This window comes from Pseudonocardia sp. ZF1 (genome assembly GCF_056835605.1).
In genome coordinates, this window is the sequence record NZ_JAJNBY010000001.1 from 1,314,380 (window position 1) to 1,338,495 (window position 24,116).

Sequence of the window (24,116 nt, forward strand, 5' to 3'; positions counted from 1 at the left end):
GTGATCCGTTCACCCCGGGTGATCTGTGGTTCCGGTCACACCGTGGATCGGAGTTCACACGTCTGGCGTAACGGCGCCGCCCCACAGGGCGCTCAGCGCGCGTCGCCGCTCGGCGCGGCCGAGCCCCCGCAGGTCCGCCGTGCCCCGTTCGGTGACGACCACGTCGACGTCGTGCGACGGCGTCGTCACCGGTCCGCCGAGCCGCTCGACCAGCGTCGGGCGCCCGCGGTGCGCCGCGGGCAGCGCGATCACCGACAACCCCGGCCCGCGGACCGCGGCGGCCGCGAAGTCCGGGTGCCCGCCGATCATCCCGGCCGCCGAACCGGCGACGCCCTCGACGTTGACCTGGCCGTCCCGGTCGATCTCCAGCGCGGTGTTCAGCGCGACCAGCGGCCCCGGGCCGGTGCTGAGCCGGGACACGTCGTGGGTGTGCTCGACCGGGCGGACCGTGCCGCGGCCGGCCCGGCCCAGCCGGTCGGCCCAGTCGTAGAGCCGGGGGCTGCCGTAGAGCGCCGTCGACGACGGTGTCCCGCGCAGCAGCCCGCGCTCGTCCAGGTCGACGACCGCGTCGGCGAGCAGCCCGGAGTCCACCGCGACCGGCACCTGCAGGGCCTCGACGAGTGCGGCGGCCAGCCGCCCGGGGCCGAACTGGATCCGCGCCCCGGCCGGGACGAGACTCGCGACCGCGGCGGCCACCGCCCGGTCGGCGTCGCCCGGCGCGGGGGTGGCGACGGTGTGCGGCGCGCCGTCCGGGCCGTCGACCTCACCGAGCACCGCCACCCCGGCCAGCGGGGGACCGGCGTCGGCGTGCGGCGCGGAGCGGGACACGACCGCCGCGACCGGGACCCCGGCGTCGTACAGGCCGCGCATCCAGGACGCCTCCGCGCCGAACCGCAGGTCGCCGCGGTCGTCGCGGACGACGGTCGCCAGCAGCAGGTCCGGGCGCAGCGGACCGGCCAGCAGCGCCGGCGTCGCCGAGAGCCGGGCCGGGACCCGGTGCGCGCGCCCGGACTCGATCAGCGTCCGCGCTCCCGGCCCCCCGACGACGGTGCGGATGTCGGCGAACGCGTCCGGCTCGAGGTCCGGGGCCGGGCCGGGCACCCAGCCCAGCACGAGCCGCACACCCCCGGCACGGGCCGCGACCGCCGAGAGCGGGCGGGCGAGCGCGTAGGGGAGCCCGCAACCGTCGGCCAGCGCCACCCGGGAACCCGGCGCGACCAGCTCGGACAGACCGCGTGCGAGGTCACCGTCGACGCCCATGCGCCCATCCGACCACAGGGCTAGCGTCGGCGGCATGGGGACCGACCAGGACAGCGGTGAGTTCGTACGGGAGGCGCTCGGGGTGGCCGAGCGGATCACGGCCGACGGGTCGTCGCCGTGGCCGGTCGAGGCGGGCCGCTACCGCCTCGTCGGCGCGCGCGCCTGCCCGTGGGCGAACCGGGTGATCATCACCCGGCGGCTGCTCGGGCTGGAGGACGCGATCTCGATGGGCATCGCGGGCCCGCTGCACGACGAGCGCAGCTGGCGCTTCCACCTCGATCCGGGGAACGTCGACCCCGTGCTCGGCATCGAGTACCTGCGCGAGGCCTACGAGAAGGCCGTCCCCGGCTACGACGAGGGTGTCACCGTCCCTGCCATGGTCGAGGTCGCCTCGGGCAAGGTCGTCACCAACGAGTACGCGCTGCTGGAGCGCGACCTGTCGACCCAGTGGCGGGGGCTCCACCGCGACGGCGCCCCGGACCTGTGGACCGACCCGGAGGCGATCGACGAGATCGGGGAGGGGATCTTCCACGACGTCAACAACGGCGTCTACAAGTGCGGGTTCGCCTCGTCCCAGCGCGCCTACGACCGCGCCTACGACGCCCTGTGGTCGCGGATGGACGAGCTGTCCGAGCACCTGTCGACGCGCCGCTACCTGGTCGGTGACTCGATCACCCAGGCCGACATCCGGCTGTGGGTGACCCTGGTCCGCTTCGACGCCGCCTACCACGGCCACTTCAAGGCCAACCGGCACAAGCTCACCGAGCTCCCCGTGCTGTGGGCCTACGCCCGGGACCTGTTCCAGACCCCCGGCTTCGGCGACACCATCGACTTCGAGCAGGTCAAGCAGCACTACTACGGCGTGCACGCGTCGGTGAACCCGACCGGGATCGTCCCGAAGGGGCCCGACACCGCCGGCTGGACGACCGCGCACGGCCGCGAGGAGCTGGGCGGGCGCCCGTTCGGCGACGGCACCCCGCCCGGCCCGCCGCCGGAGTCCGAGCGGGTCCCCGCGGTCGGCTGAGCCCCGCACCCGGCGGAGCGGGTCGGGCCGGGGGAGCCGGTGACCGCGGCGCGGCGGGGACGCCGGGCCGGGACGGGCCTGTCACGATGGTCCCGATGCGAGTGCCTGGACGACCCCACCCCGTGATCCGGCAGCGACGCCGTCGCAGCACCGGACTGCTCACCGCCGCCGTCGTGGGCGCGCTGACGGCGGGGCTCGTCGCCGTCGCCGGGCCGCAGCTCACCGCGAACAGCACCGCCGCCGCCCCGCCGGGTGCACAGCCGCAGGCGGCGCCGGCGGCACAGCCGGACCCGGACACCTGTGCCCCGATGGTGGCGGCGCTGTCCCCGCGCGACCGGCTCGCCCAGCGCCTGATGGTCGGGGTGGACGCCGCCGACCCGGCCGGCGCCACCGCGATCGTGCGGGGGTCGCAGGTCGGCGGGGTGTTCCTCGGCGGCAACGCGACCGCGCTGCTGCAGGACGACCGGCTCGCGGCGCTGCAGAAGGCGTCCCGCACGCCGCTCGCCGTCGCCGTCGACGAGGAGGGCGGCCGTGTCCAGCGCATCGACGAGCTCGACGGCGAGGTCCCCAGCGCCCGGCAGATGGCCGCGTCCGGCAGCCCCGAGGAGGTCACCGGGATCGCCCGCGAGCGCGCCGGACAGCTGAAGGCACGTGGTGTCACCTGGAACCTCGCGCCGTCGGTCGACGTCTCCGACCAGCCGCGCACCGCCGTCATCGGGGACCGCTCGTTCTCCGACGACCCGGCCACCGTCACCCGCTACGCCGCGGCCTGGGCCGAGGGACAGCAGGCCGGCGGGGTGTTCGGGGTCCTCAAGCACTTCCCCGGCCACGGGCACAGCTCCGGTGACTCGCACAAGGGCTCGGTGAGCACTCCGCCGCTGGACCAGCTGCGTGCCGGTGACCTCCGGCCCTACTCCGACCTCGTCGGACCGGGGAAGCCGCTCGACGGGCGGGTCGGGGTCATGCTCGGCCACCTCGACGTCCCGGGCCTGACCACCGACGTGCCCACCAGCATCGCCCCGGCCGCCTACCGGCTGCTGCGCGAGGACTACCGGTTCGACGGCCTCGCCATGACCGACGACCTCGGTGCGATGAAGGCGATCACCGATCGCTTCGGGCTCGCCGAGGCCACCACCCGGGCCCTGACCGCCGGCGCGGACATGGCGCTGTTCTCCAACGTCACCCCGGTCGCCCCGCTGCTCGACGCCGCGGAGAAGGCGCTGGCCGAGGGGCGGATCACGGCGCAGGCCAACGACACCGCCGTCGCGCGGGTGCTGGCGGCCAAGGGGCTCTGCAGCCGCGGCTGAGCGCCCCTCAACCGGAGGGGCTCTGCAGCCGCGGCTGAGCGCCCCTCAACCGGCGAAGAACGCCCGGATGTCGGCCGCCACGTCGGCCGGCCGCTCCAGGGCGGCGAAGTGCCCGCCCTCGTCGAAGGTGCTCCAGTGCTCGATCCGGCTGTTGTCGCGCTCGGCGAACACCCGGACGGTCCGGAAGTCCGAGGCGAACACGGCCACCCCGGTCCGGGCGTGGTTCACCCGCGGCTCCGCGCCGGCGCGTGCGTCCTCGAAGTAGATCCTGGCCGAGGTCGCCGCGGTGTTGGTCAGCCAGTACAGCGACACCTGGGTCAGCAGCTGGTCACGGGTCACCAGCGCGGTGCCGTTGCCGAAGGACGCGAACAGCTCGGAGTAGGCCAGCTGCCCGACCGGTGAGTCGGCCAGCGCCGCGCCGATCGTCTGCGGGCGGGAGGCGTTCATCCCGTTGTAGCCGCCGACCGAGGAGAACCACTGCATGAACTCCAGCGCGGCGTGGTCGTCCGGTCCCAGCCGCTCGAACTCGGCCGGGTCGCCCGACGGGAACGAGAACAGCTGCAGCACGTGCAGCCCGAGGAACCCGGGCGGGTCGAGCAGGCCCAGCTCCCGCGCGACGAGCGCCCCGGCGTCGCTGCCGTGCGCCCCGTAGGAGGGGTAGCCGAGCCGGCGCATCAGGGTGTCCAGCGTCGCGGCGATCCGGGCGGTGGTCCAGCCGCCCTCGGCGAGCGGGGTGCTGAAGCCGAACCCGGGCAACGAGGGCACCACCACCGAGCAGGCGTCCTCGGCGCGGCCGCCGTGTGCGACCGGGTCGGTCAACGGGCCGATCACGTCGAGGAACTCCGCGAACGAGCCGGGCCAGCTGTGCAGCAGCAGCACCGGCGTCGCGCCGGGCTCGGCCGAGGGGACGTGCAGGTAGTGCAGGACCTGGCCGTCGATCTCGGTGCGGTACTGCGGGTGGGCGTTCATCCGGGCCTCCTGGGCCCGCCAGTCGAACCCGTCGCGCCAGTACGCGACGGTCGCGGCCAGCCACGCGTCCGGGGTGCCGTAGGTCCAGTCGTCTCCCGGCGCGGGACGGGGCAACCGGGTGCGGGACAGACGGTCGGCGAGGTCGTCGAGGTCGGACTGCGGGATCTGCACGGTGAACGGCGTCATGGGTACTACGGTGCCGGTTGAACAGGCACGTTCCCTTCCTGTCCGCGACCGGATCCGGAGGTTCTCGTGGCCGACACCGCCGCCCGCATGCTCGCGCTCCTCGGGCTGCTGCAGAGCCGGCCGGAGTGGACCGCGCCGGAGCTGGCGGAGCGGCTCGGCGTCAGCACCCGCACCATCCGCAACGACGTCGCCCGGCTCCGCGGACTCGACTACCCGGTGCACGCCGTCCGTGGCGGCGCCGGGCACTACCGGCTCGGGCCCGGCGCGCGGCTGCCCCCGCTGCAGCTCGACGACGCCGAGGCCGTCGCCGTGGCGATCGGGCTGCGCACCGTGAGCGCGAGCGGCGGGCGGCTGGGGGACAGCGGCGACCGCGTCCTGGCCAAGCTCGACCAGGTGCTCCCGGACCGGCTGCGCCGCCGCGTCGCCGCGATCCACGACGGCACCGTCGCGGGGCCGCGCAACACCGACACCGTCGACCCGGATCCGGAGGTCGACCCGGCGGTGCTCACCGAGCTCGCCACTGCGATCCGCGACCACACCTGCGTGCGGCTCGACCTGCCCGGGCAGGAGTGGCCGGTCACGGTCGAGCCGTACCGGATGGTCTCCTGGCAGGGCCGCTGGTACCTGGTCGGGCGGCTCGACGGCGGGTGGCGGACGTGGCGGGTCGACCTGGTCCGCCCGCGCACGGCGACCGGCCGCCGGTTCGTCCCGGACCCGCTGCCCGGCGGGGACTACCCGGCCCTGGTCCTGCGGGAGGCCGCGTCGACCGGGTGGCAGGTGCACGTCCGCATCACCGTCGACGCATCGGCGGCGACGGTGCTCGCCCGGATCAACCCGGCCGTCGGCGCGGTCGAGGAGGTCGACGACACGCACTGCGTCCTCGTGACGGGGGCGGACAGCATCGAGACCGTCGCGGTGTACATCGGGCTGCTCGACCTGGACTTCCACGTCACCGAGCCACCGGAGCTGGTGGCGCGGCTGCGCGCACTGGCCGACCGCTACACCCGGGCGACCACGGGCCCCTGAGCACGCACGAGGGCCCCGCACGACACTGTGCGAGGCCCTCGGCCGGGGAGAACGACGGTCAGGACGCCATGTCCAGCCCGCCGTTCACGCTGATCACCGAGCCGGTCACGTAGCCGGCGCGGTCGTCGACGAGGAACTGCACGGCGCGGGCGATCTCGTCGGCCTGGCCGAGGCGGCCGACCGGGATCTTCGAGACGATCTTCTCGAGCGCCTTCTCCGGCACGGCGGCGACCATCTCGGTCTCGATGAAGCCCGGCGCGACGCAGTTGACGGTGACGCCCTTGCGGGCGACCTCCTGGGCCAGCGACTTCGAGAAGCCGATCAGGCCGGCCTTCGACGAGGCGTAGTTGGCCTGGCCCATCGCGCCGGTCTGGCCGATCACCGAGGAGATGTTCACGATCCGGCCGAACTCGTTGCCGGTCATGTGCTCCAGCACGGCCTTGGTCATGTAGAACGCGCCGGACAGGTTGATCCGCAGCACGGCGTGCCAGTCGTCGACGGTCAGCTTGCGGACGGTCTTGTCGACGGTGATGCCGGCGTTGTTGATCAGGTAGTCGACGCGGCCCCGCTGCTCCAGGACCTCGGTGACGACCCGCTGGCAGTCCTCGGGCGAGCCGACGTTGCCCCGGTGCACCGAGATCGACGCGCCCTCGGCCTCCAGCTTGCCCTTCAGCTCGTCGGCGGCCTTGGAGTTCGACGAGTACCCCGCGGCGACGTGCACCCCGGTGCGGGCCAGCGCGGTGGTGATCGCGGCGCCGATCCCGCGCGCACCCCCGGTCACGATGGCGACGCGCTGCTCCGGGTGGGTATCGGTGATCGCGGTCATGCGTTTCCTCCAAGGGTGTCGAGAGTGCGCTTCATGCCCCGCTGGACCGCGTCGGCCAGGTACGGCCGGAGCTGGTCGGGGGAGACGATCCGGTGCACCGAGCCGACGGACTGCGCCCGCTCGATGGAGTGCTTGGTGTCGAACTCGTCCGCGACCTGGCCGAGCTTCTCGGAGCGGACGTCGGGGCGGAGTGTGGCGAGGTCGCCGCGCAGCCGTGCCGCCGTCGCCTCGTCCCCGTCGGTGACGGCCTGCTTGATCCGGGTCTCCAGGTCGGTGACCCGCTCGTCCTTGGCGGTGCGGTCGTTGACCTCGCCGGCGAACACGACGGCCGCGGCGGGCGCCCCGCCGAGCACGGAGGCGTAGGAGCCGGTGATCGCGGCGACCTCCATGTTGTCGTTCAGCGTTCCGGAGAACACCACGAACGCGCCGCCGTGGTAGCGGGAGACCACGCAGAACACGATCGGGCCGTCGAAGTTGACGATGGCCCGGCCGATCTCGGCGCCGTTCTCCAGCTGCAGGCCGCGCAGCGACTCCGGCGAGCCGTCGAAACCGGACAGGTTCGCCAGGACGACCAGCGGCCGGTTGCCCGACGCGGCGTTGATGGCCCGCGCGCACTTGCGCGACGAGCGCGGGAACAGCGTCCCGGCGGTGAACTGCGACGGCCCGTCGACCGGGCGCGGCCCGCGCCGCGGCAGCGGCCGCGACTCGATGCCGATCATCGCGATCGGCTGGCCGCCGAGGTGGGCGTCGAGCGCGACGACCGAGTCGGCGTCGTGCATGTCGGCCCACCGCTCCGACGTCGGGTGGTCGGCGTCGGCGACGCCGCGCAGCACCGAGCGGATGTCGAACGGCTTCTTCCGCTCCCGGTTGGTCTCCGGCGCCCAGATCTCGCCGAGCGTGGTGAAGTCGCAGTTCGGCCCGGAGTGCGGCGCCGTGGTGACGTCGCGGGAGACCGGGTCGGTGGTCGGCGCGGGTCGCGGGAACCGCTCGCCCGGCTGGGTCCAGGTGTGGGCGTAGTGCTGCAGCAGAACGCCCACGGCGCCGCCCAGGTCCGGCGCCCAGTACTGCGCCTGCCCGTTCGGGCCCATGATCCGGTCGTAGCCGCCGATGCCGAAGTTGTCCTCGGCCGAGACGCCGCCGGAGAAGTCCAGCGAGTGCTTGCCGGTCAGCACCATGGCCGAGTCCGGCGTCATCACCAGGATGCCCCTGGTGTGCATGAGCATCGTCGCCTCGGCGTTCCAGTAGGGCTGGGCGCCGACGTTGATGCCGGTGACGACGACGTTGATCTCCCCGCCGTCCTGGGTGAACTCGATGATCCCGCGCAGCACCCGGGAGATCCAGTCCATGTTCTCGGTGCCGGAGTCCATCGCGATCTTCGCGCCCGCCGAGACGGCGAACCACTCGATCGGCACGTCCAGCTCGCGGGCCAGGTGGATCGCGGCCATCACGCGGCGGCACTCCGGCTCGGCGATCGCGCCGAGCGCCCGGGTCGGGTCGCCGAGCAGCACGACCCGCTTCATCCCGTCCGGGTAGCGCCGGGTCGGCACCGAGACGACACCGAGCACCAGGTTGGCGCTGTTGCCGCCGGGGGCGCGGTCGACCGGCACCGGCAGCGCCGGGTCGGCCGGGTCGACGAGGTCGTACTCCTGCCAGGTGCCCGGGCCGGCGTCGACCGGGGCGGTGAGCAGCGGGACGATCTCGTACGGGTAGACGGCGCCGCGGCGACGGGCCTTGAGCACCTTCTGGTCGTAGGCGTCGAGCTCGCGCATCGGCTCGGTCGGGGGCTGGTCGAGCTTGACCGTGAGCCCCGCGCCGGGCGGGCGCGACATGCGCAGCAGCATCGAGCGCGGACCGCCCTGGCCGCCGGTGACCTGCGGGTCGGCGGTGCGGAACTCGACGAGGACCTGCTCCAGACCGAGGTTGGCCGTGCGCGGCGCGAGCCGGCGGACCACCGAGTCCAGCTCGGCGAGCGGGACGTCGACCTCCGGCCACACGTAGAGCGCGATCCGGTTCCACGACATCCGGGCGAGGGTGCGGTCCCCGGCGCGTGCGGCACGCAGCGAGTTGATGCAGGCGTCGAGCGCGCGCTCGAACTGCGGCAGCGAGCGGACCTTCCCGGTCTCCTCGTCGCGCAGCACGGTCAGCTCGCGGACATCGGCCATCGCGACCAGCCGGTCGTCGGCGGTGACCTCGCGGCCGGTGGCCCGGAACAGGTGCACGTCGGTGGCGGCGGGCAGTCGGTGCAGCTCGAAGTTGCGGAAACGCCACAGCCGCAGCCGGTCCGCGACCAGCGGGTGCATGCCCCGCAGCGTGCGGTCCTCGACCAGCTCGCCGGTCTCGTCGGGCCGGAAGGTGAACCAGGTCGGCGGCTCGGCCTCCTCGCTCGCCGTCCCCGCGGCGCGCGGGTTCGGGCGGACGGCGACGGCGACCCGGTGCAGGTGCGCGGGCACCTTCCCCAGTGCGGCGCGGACGCGCTCGGCGCGGGCGTCGGGGTCACCGCCGTCGTCGGCCTTGGTCGAGGTGACGTAGAGGTCGACGAGCGCGGTGCGGTCCCCGTCGAGTTCGCCGACGCGGCGGCGCAGCTCGTCGGACACGGCCTGCGCGGCGGCCGGGTCGTTGTTGTCGATCACCGAGGCGAAGACCGTGCGGTCCCGGCCCAGGTGCTGGTAGCGGGCGGTCAGCAGCGGCTTGCCCGCGTGCTCGACGAGCTCCAGGTCGCGCAGCACCCGCACCCGGTAGTAGCGCCGGGTCATGACCTCGAGCAGCACGGCGTCGTGCCGCTCCCCGAACACGCCCAGGATCGGCTCCGAGGACCCGACGAGGGTGTCGATCCGGCGGGCCCGGTCCGCGGTCTCCGGGTCCGAGGCGAGCACGTCCAGGCTCTCCCGGACCTCGGCCAGCGCCCGGTCCCGCTCGGCGGCGACGACCGGGGCGTCGAACGCCCGGTAGCGGGCCAGCCGCGCGGTGTCCCCGACGACGGGGTGCCGCAGCTGGGTGGCGACGACGACCTCGTCGAGGGTGCGCAGGTAGTCCTCGCGCGCCGCGGGGGAGAGGTTCGCGACCGACTCCGGGTGGCGCAGCCGCCAGTTCAGCAGGTCCAGCACGACCGGCACCTGCTGCGGCGCGCGGCGGTGGGCCAGGAACATGCGGTACAGCGCCGGGCCCAGGTCGTCGGCACGGCCGGTCCCGCCGTCGATCTCGGTGACGCCGTAGTGGGCCAGCGCCCGGCGCAGCTTGGCCTGGAACGACTCGGGCAGGCCCTCGTCGTCGGCGTCGCGGGAGCGCAGGTAGGCGTAGAGGTACTCCTGCGGGTTGCGCTCGGTCTCGCCGGTCTCGTCGTCGGTCTCGGACCGGTTGCGCGAGAGCTGGCACAGGTCGGCGAAGATCTGCAGGACGGCGGTCTCCCCGGCCAGCACGGCCGGGTCGTCGGCGGCCAGCTGGTCGCGGGCGGCGGTGAGGCGGCGCAGCTGCGGGCGGGCCTGGCGCTCGTCGACGTCGAAGCCCAGCACCTGGAAGCGCAGCGCGGACAGCGCGTCGGCCGCGGTCGCGGCGGCGTCGGTGTCGGCGCCGGCCGCGGCGAACGCGGACAGGTCGGCGCGCTCCCCGCTGGGGCCTGCTGCGTCCGCGTCGGCCGACGGCTCCAGCCGCACGAGCTTGGTGCCGCCGTCGACCTGGGTGTTGGCCGGGACGAGGATCTCGGCGACGGTGCCGTCGAACGGCGCCCGCAGCGAGGTCTCCAGCTTCATCGACTCGACGATGGCGAGGGTGTCGCCCTCGGACACGGTCTGGCCCGCGGTGACCGGCAGCGCGACGACCATCGCCGGGGCGGGGGCGCGGACGATGCCGGCCTCGCCGCCGGAGATGCGGTGCACGGCGCCGTCGACCTCGACGAGGTAGTCCGCCTCCTGCGCGACCGACAGCACGGTCCAGGACAGGTCGCCGACGGTGAGCCGGCGCTCGTAGGCGCCGTTGCGCTCGACGTCGACGTCGACCGACACGCCGTCCAGCTCGACGGTGTAGCGGCCGGCGCGGGTGCGGGCGACCGTCAGCTTGTAGGACTGCCCGGCGACGGTGACGTCGGTCTGGTGCCAGGTCTCGTAGCCCACCTCGGGCCGGCCGGCCTCGGCGGAGCGGAACAGCCGCTCCTGCTGGCGGGCGACGTGGCCGTCGTGGCTCTGCACGGCGGTGGCGAGCAGCGCGACGTCGAGGCGGCGCGGCGGCGCGTAGCCGTCGGCCATCATGGTGTCGAGCCAGGTGGTCTGCAGCTCGCCCGAGCGGAACTCGTCGCGGTCGAGCAGGTCCAGCAGGAACGCCTTGTTCGTGGAGCCGCCGTCGATCACCGCGGAGGTCTGACGCAGCGCCCGGGACAGCCGCGCGCGGGCCTCGTCGCGGTCGCGGCCCCAGGCGATCACCTTGGCGATCATGGAGTCGAACTGGGGCGGGATGACGTCACCGGCGGCGACGCCGGTGTCGACCCGGATGCCCGGACCGGACGGCAGTGCCAGGTGCTCGATGCGCCCCGGGGCGGGCGCGAACTCGCGCTCCGGGTCCTCGGCGGTCAGCCGGGCCTCGATCGCCCAGCCCTGGGCCGCCGGGACCTCGCGTGCGACCTCGGCGAGCGTGCCGCCCGCGGCGACGTGCAGCTGCAGCTTCACGATGTCGACGCCGGTGCACGCCTCGGTGACCGGGTGCTCGACCTGCAGCCGGGTGTTGACCTCGAGGAAGGAGAGGAGCTTCTCCTCGGGCTGGTAGAGGAACTCGACGGTGCCGGCGTTGACGTAGCCCGCGGCGCGGGCCAGCTCGGCGGCCGAGCTGCGCAGCAACGCCTCCTGCCCGGCGTCGAGTGCGGTGGACGCCGACTCCTCGATGACCTTCTGGTTGCGCCGCTGGACCGAGCAGTCGCGTACCCCGAGGGTCCAGACGTCGCCGGTGGCGTCGGCGACGACCTGCACCTCGACGTGCCGTCCGCCCGACACCGCGCGCTCCAGGAACACGGTCGCGTCCCCGGCGGTCCTCGACGCCTCCGACGCGGCCCGCTCGAAGGCCTCGTCGAGCTGCTCGGGACCCGGCACGTAACGGATGCCGCGGCCCCCGCCTCCCGCGGTGGCCTTCACCATCAGCGGGTAGCCGACGGTCTCGGCGGCCTTGCGCGCCGTCTCGACGTCGGCCACCGGACCGCCGGACCACGGCGCCATCGGCACGCCGACCGACTCGGCCAGCTGCTTGGAGGCGATCTTGTCCCCGAGCCGGCGCATCACCTCGGCCGACGGGCCGACGAAGGTGATCCCCAGCCGCTCGCACAGCTCGGCGAAGTCGGCCTTCTCCGAGACGAAGCCCCAGCCCGGCCAGACCGCGTCGGCGCGGGTGGCGCGCAGCGCGCGCTCCAGCTCGTCGTGATCGAGGTAGGGGCTGGTGCCCATGTGGTCCGGGTCGTCCGGCCCGATCAGGACGGCCTCGTCGGCCTCACGGACGTACATCGCCCGCCGGTCGACGGCGGTGTGCAGCGCGATCGTGCGCAGGCGGCGGTCGGGCCCGTTCTGGGCGTTCCACTCACGGACGGCGTTGATCAGCCGCATGGCGGGTTCGCCGCGGTTGACGATGGCGATGCGCGAGAACATGGCTGGGCTTCACTGCTCCTACGGGTGCTGCGACGAGGTGGCGGCGGTGTGCCGCATCGACATCGTCGTCGTGCGGTCGGCGGGTCGGTGCGGACGGTGGCCCGGTCGGTGCCGGAATGCGGGCGGGCTCACCTCTCGGACGGGGATCTTCCCGCCCACTGTGGCCCGTGTCACCCGGTCGTGGCTACTCGCCGAAGGCGATCCGGACGTCGTCGGAGGTGGGCGCGGCGGCCGGCTCGGCCGTCGCCGCGGCGGTCGGGTCGAGGTGGACCTCCGGTGCCATCACGGCCGGGTCGACCTCCAGCACCGCGTAGCCGCCCACCGCGCCGGCCCCGAAGCCGGGCGCGAAGACCCGGGTCCGGCCGGCCACGACGCCGTCGGCGACGGAGTCGAACAGCGCGATCGGGATGGACGCCGCGGAGACGTTCCCCATCGACTCGATGTTGAAGTACAGCTGCTCCGCCGAGAGCCCCGCCTTGCCCGCGAGCTGCAGGATCATCGTCTTGTTGGCCTGGTGCGGGACGATCAGGTCGACGGCGTCGAGCATCGAGCCCTCGCCGTCGGGGCCGGCCTGCTCGGTGAGCTCGCCGATCATCTGCGACAGGTAGCGGGCGACGAGCGCCTTGACCTCGGGGCCGTAGACGGTGATGTCGTTGTCGAACTCCGGGTTCGGCCAGATGATCGAGTTCACCTGGGTGTCCGGGCCCGACGCGTAGGTCTGCAGCAGGTCGATGTCGCCGCGCTCGCCCTCGGCGGCCGGGGCGATCACCATCGCGGCCGCGCCGTCACCGAAGATCATCCGCGAGGTGCGGACGTTGCCGATCTTGTCGGAGAACTTCTCGACGCAGACCAGCAGGACCGGCCGGTTCACCTCCTGCAGCTGGCGCACGGCCTCGGACAGGCCGTAGGGCAGCCCGGCGCAGGCGGCGACGATGTCGGCCGAGCAGTGCGTCTGGAGCAGCCCGAGCCGGCCGGACAGCCACGTCGACAGCGACGGGATGAGCCGCTCGCTGGTGCAGGTGGCGACGAGCACGGCGCCGATCTCGGAGCGGTCGCGGCCGGAGTGCTCCAGCGCGCGGACCGCGGCGGCCCAGGCCAGGTCCTCGATGTCCAGCTCGGTGTAGCGGCGCTGGTCGATCCCGGTCTTGGCGGAGATCTCGTCGGCGCTCATCGGCGACCAGGAGAACGCGGAGTTGCGGACGACGTCGTCGTTGGAGCAGACGTGCTCGCCCCGGACGACGGCGAGCGCCTCGACCTTCGGCTGTACCGCGAACGCCTCACGGACCCGGATCGGCGGCAGCGGGGTGGCGGGCTCGACCGGGTCGGACTGGGTGGAGAGCCGGCCCCGGCGCGCCGGGCGGGTGCCGGTGGCGCGGTCCAGGAACTGCTCGACGTCGCGGTTGCGGGGGTGGAAGGCGATGACGTACTCGTCGTCGCCGATCTCGTCGGCGGTCCGCAGCTCGGTGGCGGCACGGTCCCAGGGGTACTGGTTGTGCAGCACCATCGCCCAGCGGGTCAGGGCCTCGAGCTCGGGACGCTCGGCGTGCGCGTCGAGGATCTCGTTGAAGGAGAAGACCGGGTAGTCCGGGTCGTGCTGCGGCACGACGAAGGTCTGCGCCCCGGGTGTGGTGAGGAACTGCTCGACGGTCGGCTTGACGGCCGGCAGCTCGGTCGCGTGGTGGCGACGGTTGCCGTAGACGTCGAAGAGGAGGTCGAAGATGCGGCGCTCGGTCGCCTCGTCCCAGGTGCTGGGGAGCGCGGCGAAGGCGTCGGCGACGGCCCGGACCTTCTTGTCGCCGTCGCGCCACGGGGTGAGCAGCGGGAGGAAGACGTCGCTCCGGTGGCGGGGGAGGTCACGCCAGCGGGTCGGACGCTTCTCGAACATGGTGAGCGTGTACCGGTTGACCCAGAACAGGTTCTGGCTCATGTCGCGCAGCAGCGCGAAGCGGCTCTCGTAGGCGCCGCTGGTGACCCGCTCGAGGATGTCGGTGCCGGTGGGCGCCTTTGCCTCGAAATCGCGACCGACGATGGCGGTGAACTGCTCCATATCGTCGATGACGGAGAAGTCGAGTTCTCCGAGAAAATTGGCGGGAAAGACCAGTCGGTCGTGGTTGTTGACCACGAACGGTTTCATGTGACGACCTCCAGCAGCGGCGTCGACCGGCGGAATCGCCAGGCGGGGCGCGGTGCGGCCTGGTCGATCGGATCGGTTGCGGTGCCTGCAACGCTATCGACGAACAGTCACGATCGGAATGTGATCCAGCCGCCGAGTGTGCGCTCTCACGGATGGTCGGTCAACTCGGACTGTTACCGGCGAGAATGTTACCGGTCGGTTCTACTCGTCGGTTCCCTGAAAGAATTCCGCAGATCCGCAGGTTGGCGGGCGGTGGTCGTCCATAGTGGAATGATCACCGGGTGTGGCCGGTCGGTCCCGAGGCGTGCACATGCAGGCGGGAGCGTGGTCGTCGGCGTCACAGCCCGCGCGACGATCGTCACCCGCACCTGGTGGGGTGCACCATCGTCCGAACGGGGGAGGGCGGTGTCGATCCTCCGATGTGGACGGTCGCACGGGGTCGCGGCGGGCGGGTCGGACCGGCGGGCGGTGTGCGGGACGGAATGCGTGGGCGGAATGCGGTCGCCCCCATTTCCGGGGCACCGTTCCCGGGGGGTCCGGTCCTCAGCCGTGGGCGGTGGCCGGGGCCGGGGCCGCGACGGTCTCCGCCGCCGGAGCGGGCGTGAGCAGAACCAGCACCGTGGCGAGCAGCCCGGCGGCGCCCGCCGCGACGAAGGAGATCGTGTACGCCGTCGCCGAGGGGGGTCCGCCGTCGCCGAGCACGTAGGTCGCCGTCACGGCCGCGACGACCGCGGTGCACGAGCTCGTGCCCAGCTGGCGGGCCAGGGTGTTGAGGCTGTTCGCCGCGGCGGTCTCCGACTCCGGCACCGCGCGCATGATCGTCAGCGGGATCGCCGAGTAGGCGAGCGCGGCGCCGACCGCGGCCACGGTGGAGGCGGCCATCAGCAGCGGCACCGTCGAGGGCATCGCGGCGAAGGCGAAGTTGCCCACCCCCAGCAGGAGCGTGCCGAGCACCAGCGTGGTGCGCGGGCCGCGCAGCCGCGACAGGCGCGCCGAGGCCGAGGAGAACACCACCATCGACCCGCCCATCGGCAGCAGCACCAGCCCGGCGACGACGAGCGAGAGCCCGAACCCGTAGCCGGTCGTGACCGGCGCCTGGAGGATCTGGGTGGCGAGCACGAAGCCGGCGAACATCGCGAAGCCCACCAGCACCGAGGCCAGGTTGGTGAGCAGCACCGCGGGCCGTGCCGAGACCCGCAGGTCCACCAGCGGTGCGGGGACGCGCAGCTCGTACCGGGCGGTCGCGGCCACCAGCACCACGGTGCCGGCGAACAGGCCGAGCACGGTCGGGGAGGCCCAGCCCCAGTCGTTGCCCTTGGAGATCGCCAGCAGCAGGCACACCAGCGCCCCGCCGACGCCGAGCGCCCCGGGCACGTCGAACCGGCCGCCGGTGCGCAGCCGCGACTCGGTCACCAGCCACCGGACCAGCAGGATCTGCACGACACCGAGCACCGCGGCCCCGGCGAACAGCCAGCGCCAGCTCGCGAACTGGGCGACGACGCCGGTGATCGGCAGCCCGATGGCCCCGCCGAAGCCGAGCGAGGAGGACATCAGCCCGACCCCGGACCCGACCCGCTCGGCGGGCAGGACGTCGCGCATCAGGCTCATCCCGAGCGCGATCACCCCGAACGCGGCGCCCTGCAGCACCCGGGCGACGAGCAGCAGCCCGATCCCGGGCGCCAGCGCGCCGAGCAGCGACCCCACCCCGACCAGACCGAGCGCGACGAGGAGCATCCGCCGCTTGCCGAACATGTCGCCGAGCCGCCCCAGCACCGGCGCCGACACCGCGCCGGCGACCAGATTGGCGGTGATCAGCCACGACGCGGTCGACCCGCTGACGTCGAGCAGCTCCGGGAACCGCGGGAGCAGCGGGACGACCATGGTCTGGACCAGCGAGACGAGCAGCCCGCAGGAGGCCAGGACGGCGATCGCGACGCCGGGGCGTGGCGGCACCGGTGCGGATCCCTCGGGGTGGGTGCTCTCGGGCTGCTGGTGCGGACGGCGTGCCCGGAACACTCGACCTCCGTGGTGGGTGACAGATCGTGCCGGCGGACGACCCCGCTCAAGCGGGAGTCACCCATCAGATGAGCACGCCGGTCACCCGTCCGGCAAGCCGGGTCACCTCCCGCGTGCGGGGACCGGCTCGGGCGGCGGCGGGCCGTCGTAGACCGCGGAGGGCCGGATCAGCCGTCGCTCGGCGGCCTGCTCCAGCACGTGCGCGCACCAGCCGACGACCCGGCTGACCGCGAACGTCGGCGTGAACATGCTGCGGGGGATCCCGCAGCCCTCCATCACCACGCCCGCGTGGAACTCGACGTTCGCGAACAGCGGGTGGTCCGGGCGCAGCTCCGCGAGGGTGGCGGCCACCCGCCGTTCGACGTCGGCGGCCCGCGCGGGCAACGGCCCGCCCAGCTCCGCGGCGACCTCGCGCAGCAGCGCCGAGCGCGGGTCCGGCCCGCGGTAGACGGCGTGGCCGAACCCCATGATCCGCATCCCCGCGGCGAGCCGGTCGGCCACCCAGCGCTCCGGTGAGCCGCCGGCGTCGCGGTCGATCGCGTCGAGGCTCTCCAGCGCCCGGTCGGGGGCGCCGCCGTGCAGCGGCCCGGCGAACGCCCCGAGCGCGGCGACCACGCAGGACGCGACGTCGGCGCCGGTGGAGGCGACCACCCGGGCGGTGAAGGTGGAGGCGTTGAAGCCGTGGTCCACCGTCGCGACAAGGTAGGCGTCGAGCGCGCGGACGTGCGCCGGCGCGGGCTCGGCACCGTCCAGCATCCACAGCCAGTTCGCGGCGGAGGACAGGTCGGTGCGCGGTGCGACCGGGTCGAGGCCGTGCCGCAGCCGGTGCAGCGCGGCGAGGACGGTCGGTGTCGCGGCGCAGACGGTCGCGGTGTCGCGGGTGCCCGCCGCCGGGTCGTCCCAGAGCGGGCGCATCCCGTGCTGCGGGCCCAGCAGCGACAGCGCGGTGCGCAGCCCGGCGAGCAGGTCGGGCCCACAGGCGTCGGCGATCGCGGGCAGCTGCGCCGCGACGGCGTCGGGCAGTGCCCGGCGCTCCGCGGTCGCGGCGGCGAACTCGGCGGCCTCGCCCGCGTCCGGGAGACGGCCGTGGACGAACAGGAACCACACGTCGTCGAAGGTGCGGGTGCGCGCGAGGTCGACCGCGGAGTACCGGCTGTAGTGGTAGAAGCCCTCGTCGCCGCGGACGTCCCCGATGCGGGTGCTGGTGACGGCGACGCCGCGCAGGCCCGGTGGGACCTGCCCGGCGGCGGCGCCGATGCTGTCGGTGCTGGTCATGACCGGACCGTCCGCCCGTCGGGAACCATTGTCAATATTGATGCAATCAATGTTGATACGGTCCACGTCGTGGAGTACCTGACCGTCGCCGAGACCGCGGAACGCCTCGGGGTGAAGCGGGAGACCGTCTACGCCTACGCCAGCCGCGGGCTGCTGACCAGCGTGCGCGGCGCGCAGCGGCGGGGCAGCCGGTTCGCCCAGGACGAGGTGGAGGCCCTCGCCGCGCGCGGCCGCGAGTCGGGCGAGCCGTCCGGGACGGTCGAGCGGATCAGGACGCGGATCACACTCGTCGCCGACGGCGGGCCGTGGTTCCGCGGGCTGGCGGTGCCCGCACTCGCGGAGTCGCAGGACCTCGAGCACGTCGCGGCGCTGCTGTGGGAGGTCCCCGGCCGGGTGCCGTTCGACGCCGACCCGGACCTGCTCGCCCCGGCGCGTGCCGTGCTCGCCGCCGCCCCCGCCGGGGCCCGGGCGACCGACCGGTTCCGGCTCGCCGTCGCCGCGGTGGCCGCGGCCGACCCGCTGCGCGCCGACGCGCGGCCGGGAGCGGTGGTGGCGACGGCGTCGTCGCTGCTGGGGACGGTCGTGACCGCGCTCGCCGGGGACACGGGGGCCGCGGGCGGGCCGGGTGTCGCGGGGGCCGGCCTGGCGGAGCGGCTGCTTCCGGCACTGGTCCGTGACCCGGACCGGGCACCCGCGCCGGCAACGGCCGGACACGTCCGCGCCGCGCTGGTCCTGCTCGCCGACCACGGCCTGGCGTCGTCGACGGTCGCGGCCCGGGTCGCCGCGAGCACCCTGGCCGACGTGCACGCCGTCGTCTCGGCCGGTCTCGGCGCCCTCGACGGGCCCCGGCACGGACTGGTCAGCGGGCTCGCGTACCGCTTCCTCGCCGACGCCCTGGAGGACCCGCCCGGCGTGCTCGCCCAGCGGCTGCGGGCCGGCGAGCGGGTCCCGGGCTTCGGGCACTCGGTCTACCGGGGCACGGACCCGCGGGCCACGGTGCTGCTCGACCGGTTGCGTGCCGACCCGGCCGCGGACGACGTCGTGGCCTGCGTCGACGCCGTCGTCGCGGGGATGGACCGCGGCGGCGACGGCCCCGCCGCGAACGTCGACCTCGCGCTCGCCGCGCTGATGCACGCCCACGACCTGCGCCCGGACGCCGGCGAGCTGCTGTTCGCCTGCGCCCGGACGGTCGGCTGGGTGGCGCACGCCCTGGAGGAGTACGCGGAACCCGGACTGCGGTTCCGGCCGACCGGCGTCTACACCGGGCCGCGGCCCGGGTCGACCAGCGCGGCGAGCACCACGACGTTGTCGGTGTAGCTGCGCACACCCCGGTCGAACGTCCCGCCGCAGGTGATCATCCGCAGGCCCGCGCCGGGCAGGTCGCCGTAGACGGCCGCGGTGGGGAAGCGGTCCTTGGCGTAGCGGCGCACCGCCTGGACCTCGAAGGTCGCGGTGGTGCCGTCGGCGCGGTCGACCGACACCAGGTCACCGGGGGCCAGCGCGTGCAGCCGGTGGAACGGGCCCGGCTCGTGGTCCCAGTCGACGTGCGCCGCGAGCACCGCCGGTCCCCGGGCGCCCGGGGTGGGGGCGCCGGTGTACCAGCCGGTGTCGGCGCCGTCGGGCGGCACCTCGAGGGTTCCGCGCCCGGTCAGGCCGAGCGGGACGAGCCCGCTGTCGAGCCCGATCGAGGGCGCCCGCACCCGCACCGGCTCCGACGGCGGCAGCGGGGCCGCCGCCGGACGGAGCGTGGTGGAGGGCAGCGGCGGCACCGCCCCGCCCAGCGCCACCGGCGGCGCCCCGAGCGGGACGGCCAGTGCCAGCACGACGAGCACCCCCCACCACACCCGTCGCACGGCACGGGGCCCGAGCGGTCCCCGCGGACCCCGGACGCGCGCGGGGTCGGAGGACGCGTTCCCGATCGGGAGCGCGTTCTCCGGAGCGGCGCGCGTGCGGTGTCCCCACGGGGCCGCGGGGGCGGGGCGGGGGCGGGGGTCACGAGTGGCGGGTGGTCAGGGGGGGCGCGGCGCGGCCGGTGCGACGCCCGCCCCCACGACGACGCCCGCCCCGGTGGCGAGGACCGCGCCCGTCCCGACCAGCAGGAACACCGTCGGGTCGACCCCGGCGCCGCCGGAGCCGTCACCGGCCTCGACACCACCACCCGGGACCGCGCGGACCTGCCCGGTACCGGCGGCCGCGACGAGGTCCGAGCCCTCGCAGGCCCGGCCGTCGTCGTCGCGGTCCAGGTTGTTCGGGTCCGTGGGGTCGGCGGCGAGCACGGCCTGGGCCTGGGCCCGGGAGAGGTCGACGCAGTCCAGGTCGCTGCCGCGCCCGGCGGCGGGGGCCCCGGCCGCGGGGGTGGTCGCCTCCGGGGCAGCGGCGGTCTCCTCGGGTGCGGTCTCCTCGGGGACGGTCGCGTCCGGGGTGCCGGCGCCGGGGGCCTCGTCGGCCGACATCGCGTCGTCCGCGGGCTCCTCGGCGGACGGCTCCGCGGTGTCCTCCTGCGCCGGGGCGGTCACGACCGGGCCCGCGGTGGCGACGGCGGCCGGGGCCGTGACGGCGCCCGCCACCGGGGTGACGGCCGGTTCCGCGGCGGACGCCGCTCCGGCCAGCGGGACCCCGGCGAGCGCGGCGAGGGTGAGGGACGCGGCGACGGCGCCGGTGCGGCGGACGAGCGAACGTGCGGTCATGATCCACTCCCTGTGACGAACGTGATCCTGGTGACCGGTGGGGCGAACGGGACGCCCTGTCCGATGGCGGAGAGTGAAGCGACACCCCGTCGACAGGGCCAGGGAAGTCGCCCGTACGGGGATCACCGGGGCGGGTGGCGTCGCCCGGAGTGACCGGTGCCTCGGCGTGCCGGGGCGCGCGGGGCCCGGCACGACGTCCAGGATGGCGACCGTGACGACCACCCCCGAACCGCACCGGCGCCGCCGCCGGTCCCTCGACGACGGTGTCTCCGACGCGTTCGTCGAGCTCTGGTCCCAGCGCCGCCCGTGCGTCCTGGTGACCCCGCGCCGCGACGGCACCCCGCACGCGGTACCGGTGGGGGTGACCGTCGACGTGGCCGGGCGCACCGCCCGGGTGATCTGCAGCGGCGGGTCGCAGAAGGCGCGCAACGTCGCCGCGGCCGGGCCGGACGGGGCGCGGGTCAGCGTCACCGTCGTCGACGGCCGCACCTGGTCCACGCTGGAGGGCTGCGCCGTCGTGCGGGACGAGCCCGACGTCGTCGCCGACGCCGAGCGCCGCTACGCCGCCGAGTACAAGCAGCCCCGGGAGAACCCCGCCCGGGTGGTGCTGCAGATCGCCGTCGACCGGGTCCTCGGCAACGCCTGAGGGGATACTCGACGGTGTGGACCTGCCGGAGACGACCTTTCTCGGCCACAGCACCCTGCGGCTGCGGATCGGCGGGCGCACCGTCCTGACCGACCCGGTGCTGGGGCGGTCGGTCGGGCCGCTGCGCCGCGCCGCGCCGGCCGTCGACCCGGCGGGGCCCGCCGGGGCCGACCTGGTCCTGATCTCCCACCTGCACGCCGACCACCTGCACCTCGCCTCGTTGCGCCGGCTGCCCCGCGCGGTGGAGGTCGTGGTCCCCGCGGGCGCCGGCGACTGGCTCCGCCGTCGTGGTGTCGCCCGGGTGTCCGAGCTCGCCGTGGGGCAGACCCGTGTCTTCGACGGGCTGCGCGTCACCGGCACCCCGGCCGACCACTCGGGGCACCGGTGGGGACCCCGGTTCACCCACGGCCCGCAGGCCGACGCGATGGGGCACCTTCTGGAGGGCGACGGGCTGCGCGTCTACGTCGCCGGTGACACCGGCCTGTTCCCCGGGCTCGACGACGTCGCCGCCCAGGGCCCGATCGACCTCGCCGCGCTGCCGGTGTGGGGGTGGGGCCCGAACCTCGGCCCCGGCCACCTCGACCCGGCCGGCGCCGCCGAGGCCGTCCGTCGGCTCGCACCGGCCGTCGCGCTGCCGGTGCACTGGGGGACCCTCGCCGTGGCCGGGCTGTGCTCGGTCCCGGGGCGGACCGGGTCCCGGATGCGGGAGCTGCTCGTGCGCCCGCCGCACGACTTCGCCGACGCCGTCGCCGCGGCCGGGCTGCCCACCCGCACCCTCGTGCTCCCGCCCGGCGCCGCCGTCGGAACGCCGGCGTGAGCGCGCCGCACCTGCTGGCCGCGTCCGCGCAGGAGTGGCTGGACGCCGAACTCAGCCCGGACGCCGGACGGATCGCCTACCTCGTCGTCGCCGGGGGAGTGCTGCTCGGGTCGGTGGTGCCGGTCGTGCCGACCGGTGCGATCGTCGGCGCCGCCGCCGCGACGGCGATGACCAGCTCCGCCCTGTCGCTGCCGGTGGTGCTGCTGCTGTCCTTTGCCGCGGCCCTGCTCGGTGACGTCATCACCTTCGCCGTCGCCCGCCTGGCCGGTGACCCGGTCCGCGCCGCCGTCGCCGGCGGGCGGCTCGGCGGTGAGCGCACCGCGGCCCGGATCGAACGGATGCGCGGCGCGTTCGCCGAGCGCGGCTGGCTGGTCGTGCTGGTCGGACGGGTCGCCCCCGCGGGGCGGGTGCCGACCCTGATCGCCGCCGCGGTCTCCGGGATGGCCTGGGCGAAGCTGGTGCCCGCGGTCGCGGCCGGGGCGGTGCTGTGGACGCTGCTCTACGGCGTGCTCGGGGTGCTGACCGGCAACCTCACCGACTCCCCGCTGGTGGCCGCGCTGCTCGCGGTCGGGTTGGTGGCCGTCGTCGCGGCGGTCACCGCGCTGGCCGGGCGGGTGCGGACCCGGCTACGGGCCCGGCACCCCACCGGCTGAGCCCCGGCGGCCCCGCCGTCCCGGCACGCGTACGGCACGCCCGTCCGCCGGCGCACACGGAACCGGCCGGGCGCGACGGGAGGGGGGTGTCGCGCCCGGCCGGGGCGGGTGCCCGGGGCGTGGCGTCGCCCCGGGGGGATCAGGTCAGTTGCCGCCGCCGAAGGGGTTGATGCCGAACGGCAGCTCGCCGGTGGAGCCGCCCTCGGGCACGGTGCGCGCCCCGTTCTGGGCGGTCGCGGCGGCGGTGTCGCGCACGCTGCCGAGCGTCACCGGCACCTCGCGGGCACCGGACCCGCTGCCGACGGTCAGCGTGACCTGCTGGCCGGGGGTGAAGTTGCCGACCCGGGCGATCAGGTCCGCGAAGCTCGACACCGGGTACTCGTTGACCTTGGTGACGACGTCGCCCGCCGCGATGCCCGCGGCGGCCGCCGGCGAGTTCGGCTCCACCGTCGTGATCTGGGCGCCCGCGGTCCCGCTCGGGGCGCTGCCGGAGGCCGACACCGAGCCCTGCACGCCGAGCTGCGGCTTGGTCGCGACGCCGGAGTCCATCAGCTCCTGGGCGACCCGCTTGGCGGTGTCGACCGGGATCGCGAAGCCCAGCCCGATCGAGCCGGAGCTCTGCCCGGCGGTGGCGATCGCGGAGTTGATGCCGACGACCTGCCCGGCCAGGTTGACCAGCGGACCGCCGGAGTTGCCCTGGTTGATGGGGGCGTCGGTCTGCAGGCCGTTGTAGACGACCGGGGCCTGGCCGTCGCCGCCCGCGGTGACGGTCCGGTTCAGCGCCGAGACGATGCCCGCGGTGACGGTGCCGGACAGGCCCTGCGGCGAGCCGTTCGCGACGACCTGCTCGCCGACCTGCACGCTCGAGGACTCCCCGAGAGTGGCGGGCTTCAGGTCCGTGGCGCCCTGCAGCTTGATGACGGCGAGGTCGTAGCTGGGGGAGGTGCCGACGACGGTCGCGGTGTACTGCTTCCCGTCGGCGGTGGACACGGTGATCCGGCCGCCGTCGGCGGCGGTGGCGACCACGTGGTTGTTGGTGAGGATCTGGCCGTCGGAGGTCAGGACGACCCCGGAGCCCTCGGCGACGCTCTGCGCGGTGCGGACCTGGATGTCCACCGTGCTCGGGGTGATCGCGGCCGCGGCACCGGCGATCGAGCCGTCGGCGGGGGTGGCCGGGGTGCCGGGGGCGGCCGCGCTGGTCAGCGTGGCCGGGGTGGAGGAACCGTCGAGCACCAGGTAGGCGCCGCCGACGCCGGCCGCACCGCCGACGAGGGCGGCCGTCAGCGCGACGGCGGCCAGGCCCGCTCCGAACCGGCGCGGCGGCCTCGGTGCCGGACCCTGCTGCGGGAACGGCGGGTACACCGAGGTGGGCGGGCTCCCCGCGCCGTAGGCCGGGATCGTGGGGTTGCTCGTCGTCGCCCACGGCGGGGGAGTCTGGGTCCCGTGGCTACCGCCCGGGTCGCCCCCCTGGCTGCCGCCCTGCTGCCGGTGGTCGGTGTCGGTCACGGTGGTCGCCTCCTGTGCGTGGGTGCCGTCGTCGCCGGCCGGGTGGGCGGGGACCGCCCCCTCGTGACGCCGTGCGGGCCGGACGGGGTCGGTGGCGCCGCCTCCGGTGGAGGTCCGTCCGTCGGACGGCTCGCCCGTTCCCGGCCCGTTCTCGGTCATGGGGCAA

At 75.0% G+C, this 24,116-nt stretch carries 17 protein-coding genes; 7 read left to right on the forward strand and 10 right to left on the reverse strand.

The annotated features are described in order from the left end of the window. Positions 1-54: 54 nt before the first annotated feature. Entirely contained in the window at positions 55-1,260 is a 1,206-nt protein-coding gene (locus ZF1_RS06685) for an acetyl-CoA hydrolase/transferase C-terminal domain-containing protein (protein ID WP_073575497.1), read from the reverse strand. 34 nt (positions 1,261-1,294) lie between these two features. On the opposite strand from ZF1_RS06685, the gene ZF1_RS06690 reads away from it, so the two are divergent. Together ZF1_RS06690 and ZF1_RS06695 are read left to right on the forward strand one after the other, a co-directional pair. After that, on the forward strand, positions 1,295-2,284 hold the full coding sequence (locus ZF1_RS06690) for a glutathione S-transferase family protein (protein ID WP_073575496.1): 990 nt from the start codon (positions 1,295-1,297) through the stop codon (positions 2,282-2,284). 125 nt (positions 2,285-2,409) lie between these two features. After that, positions 2,410-3,591, forward strand: coding sequence for a glycoside hydrolase family 3 N-terminal domain-containing protein (locus ZF1_RS06695; RefSeq protein WP_376772718.1), 1,182 nt, complete (start codon positions 2,410-2,412; stop codon positions 3,589-3,591). Between the two features lie 45 nt (positions 3,592-3,636). On the opposite strand, the gene ZF1_RS06700 is transcribed toward ZF1_RS06695, so the two are convergent. Next, a complete protein-coding gene (locus ZF1_RS06700; protein WP_161151212.1) occupies positions 3,637-4,746 on the reverse strand; it encodes an epoxide hydrolase family protein in 1,110 nt (369 codons plus the stop codon). 66 nt (positions 4,747-4,812) lie between these two features. Between ZF1_RS06700 and ZF1_RS06705 the strand changes: the two genes are divergently transcribed. Continuing rightward, entirely contained in the window at positions 4,813-5,772 is a 960-nt protein-coding gene (locus tag ZF1_RS06705) for a helix-turn-helix transcriptional regulator (protein WP_073575494.1), read from the forward strand. A 58-nt stretch (positions 5,773-5,830) separates the two neighbouring features. Here the strand turns inward: ZF1_RS06705 and ZF1_RS06710 are convergent, their stop codons facing one another. The 5 genes from ZF1_RS06710 to ZF1_RS06730 form a co-directional block, all read right to left on the reverse strand. Further along, positions 5,831-6,598: a beta-ketoacyl-ACP reductase gene (locus ZF1_RS06710; protein ID WP_161151213.1), complete on the reverse strand. Its 768-nt coding sequence runs from the start codon at positions 6,596-6,598 to the stop codon at positions 5,831-5,833. Beyond that, entirely contained in the window at positions 6,595-12,216 is a 5,622-nt protein-coding gene (locus ZF1_RS06715) for an ATP-binding protein (RefSeq protein ID WP_482636759.1), read from the reverse strand. Before ZF1_RS06715 ends, ZF1_RS06710 begins: the two co-directional genes overlap by 4 nt. Before the next feature lie 184 nt (positions 12,217-12,400). Continuing rightward, a complete protein-coding gene (locus ZF1_RS06720) occupies positions 12,401-14,350 on the reverse strand; it encodes a 3-oxoacyl-[acyl-carrier-protein] synthase III C-terminal domain-containing protein (protein WP_178374134.1) in 1,950 nt (649 codons plus the stop codon). Positions 14,351-14,893: 543 nt separating this feature from the next. Continuing rightward, entirely contained in the window at positions 14,894-16,366 is a 1,473-nt protein-coding gene (locus ZF1_RS06725) for an MFS transporter (RefSeq protein WP_482636760.1), read from the reverse strand. Between the two features lie 102 nt (positions 16,367-16,468). Next, on the reverse strand, positions 16,469-17,641 hold the full coding sequence (locus tag ZF1_RS06730) for a citrate/2-methylcitrate synthase (protein ID WP_482636761.1): 1,173 nt from the start codon (positions 17,639-17,641) through the stop codon (positions 16,469-16,471). Positions 17,642-17,710: 69 nt separating this feature from the next. Here ZF1_RS06730 and ZF1_RS06735 point away from each other — a divergent pair, with 69 nt between their 5' ends. Then, a complete protein-coding gene (locus tag ZF1_RS06735; RefSeq protein WP_482636762.1) occupies positions 17,711-18,958 on the forward strand; it encodes a citrate synthase in 1,248 nt (415 codons plus the stop codon). Here ZF1_RS06735 and ZF1_RS06740 read toward each other — a convergent pair. Both ZF1_RS06740 and ZF1_RS06745 read right to left on the reverse strand, forming a co-directional pair. Continuing rightward, complete coding sequence (locus ZF1_RS06740; protein WP_482636763.1) at positions 18,898-19,464, reverse strand: class F sortase; 567 nt, start codon at positions 19,462-19,464, stop codon at positions 18,898-18,900. The genes ZF1_RS06735 and ZF1_RS06740 overlap by 61 nt on opposite strands. Positions 19,465-19,650: 186 nt before the next feature. After that, a complete protein-coding gene (locus ZF1_RS06745; protein WP_482636764.1) occupies positions 19,651-20,328 on the reverse strand; it encodes a hypothetical protein in 678 nt (225 codons plus the stop codon). Positions 20,329-20,539: 211 nt separating this feature from the next. On the opposite strand from ZF1_RS06745, the gene ZF1_RS06750 reads away from it, so the two are divergent. The 3 genes from ZF1_RS06750 to ZF1_RS06760 are packed head-to-tail and all read left to right on the forward strand — an operon-like array spanning position 20,540 to position 22,444. After that, a complete protein-coding gene (locus ZF1_RS06750) occupies positions 20,540-20,974 on the forward strand; it encodes a pyridoxamine 5'-phosphate oxidase family protein (protein WP_482636765.1) in 435 nt (144 codons plus the stop codon). A gap of 16 nt (positions 20,975-20,990) precedes the next feature. After that, positions 20,991-21,791, forward strand: coding sequence for an MBL fold metallo-hydrolase (locus tag ZF1_RS06755; protein ID WP_224403328.1), 801 nt, complete (start codon positions 20,991-20,993; stop codon positions 21,789-21,791). After that, positions 21,788-22,444 (forward strand): DedA family protein, encoded by a 657-nt coding sequence (locus tag ZF1_RS06760; protein WP_224403327.1) that lies wholly within the window; start codon positions 21,788-21,790, stop codon positions 22,442-22,444. The genes ZF1_RS06755 and ZF1_RS06760 overlap by 4 nt, the downstream gene beginning before the upstream one ends. A 144-nt stretch (positions 22,445-22,588) precedes the next feature. Here the strand turns inward: ZF1_RS06760 and ZF1_RS06765 are convergent, their stop codons facing one another. Further along, a complete protein-coding gene (locus tag ZF1_RS06765; RefSeq protein WP_482636766.1) occupies positions 22,589-24,109 on the reverse strand; it encodes a S1C family serine protease in 1,521 nt (506 codons plus the stop codon). Positions 24,110-24,116 lie beyond the last annotated feature (7 nt).

What these genes read in the sequence shown, in the direction of transcription:
- ZF1_RS06745 (WP_482636764.1), bottom strand. Translation starts at nt 20,328, where the DNA reads ATGACCGCACGTTCGCTCGTCCGCCGCACCGGCGCCGTCGCCGCGTCC.
- ZF1_RS06700 (WP_161151212.1), bottom strand. Translation starts at nt 4,746, where the DNA reads ATGACGCCGTTCACCGTGCAGATCCCGCAGTCCGACCTCGACGACCTC.
- ZF1_RS06685 (WP_073575497.1), bottom strand. Translation starts at nt 1,260, where the DNA reads ATGGGCGTCGACGGTGACCTCGCACGCGGTCTGTCCGAGCTGGTCGCG.
- ZF1_RS06710 (WP_161151213.1), bottom strand. Translation starts at nt 6,598, where the DNA reads ATGACCGCGATCACCGATACCCACCCGGAGCAGCGCGTCGCCATCGTG.
- ZF1_RS06765 (WP_482636766.1), bottom strand. Translation starts at nt 24,109, where the DNA reads ATGACCGAGAACGGGCCGGGAACGGGCGAGCCGTCCGACGGACGGACC.
- ZF1_RS06690 (WP_073575496.1), top strand. Translation starts at nt 1,295, where the DNA reads ATGGGGACCGACCAGGACAGCGGTGAGTTCGTACGGGAGGCGCTCGGG.
- ZF1_RS06730 (WP_482636761.1), bottom strand. Translation starts at nt 17,641, where the DNA reads ATGACCAGCACCGACAGCATCGGCGCCGCCGCCGGGCAGGTCCCACCG.
- ZF1_RS06715 (WP_482636759.1), bottom strand. Translation starts at nt 12,216, where the DNA reads ATGTTCTCGCGCATCGCCATCGTCAACCGCGGCGAACCCGCCATGCGG.
- ZF1_RS06720 (WP_178374134.1), bottom strand. Translation starts at nt 14,350, where the DNA reads ATGAAACCGTTCGTGGTCAACAACCACGACCGACTGGTCTTTCCCGCC.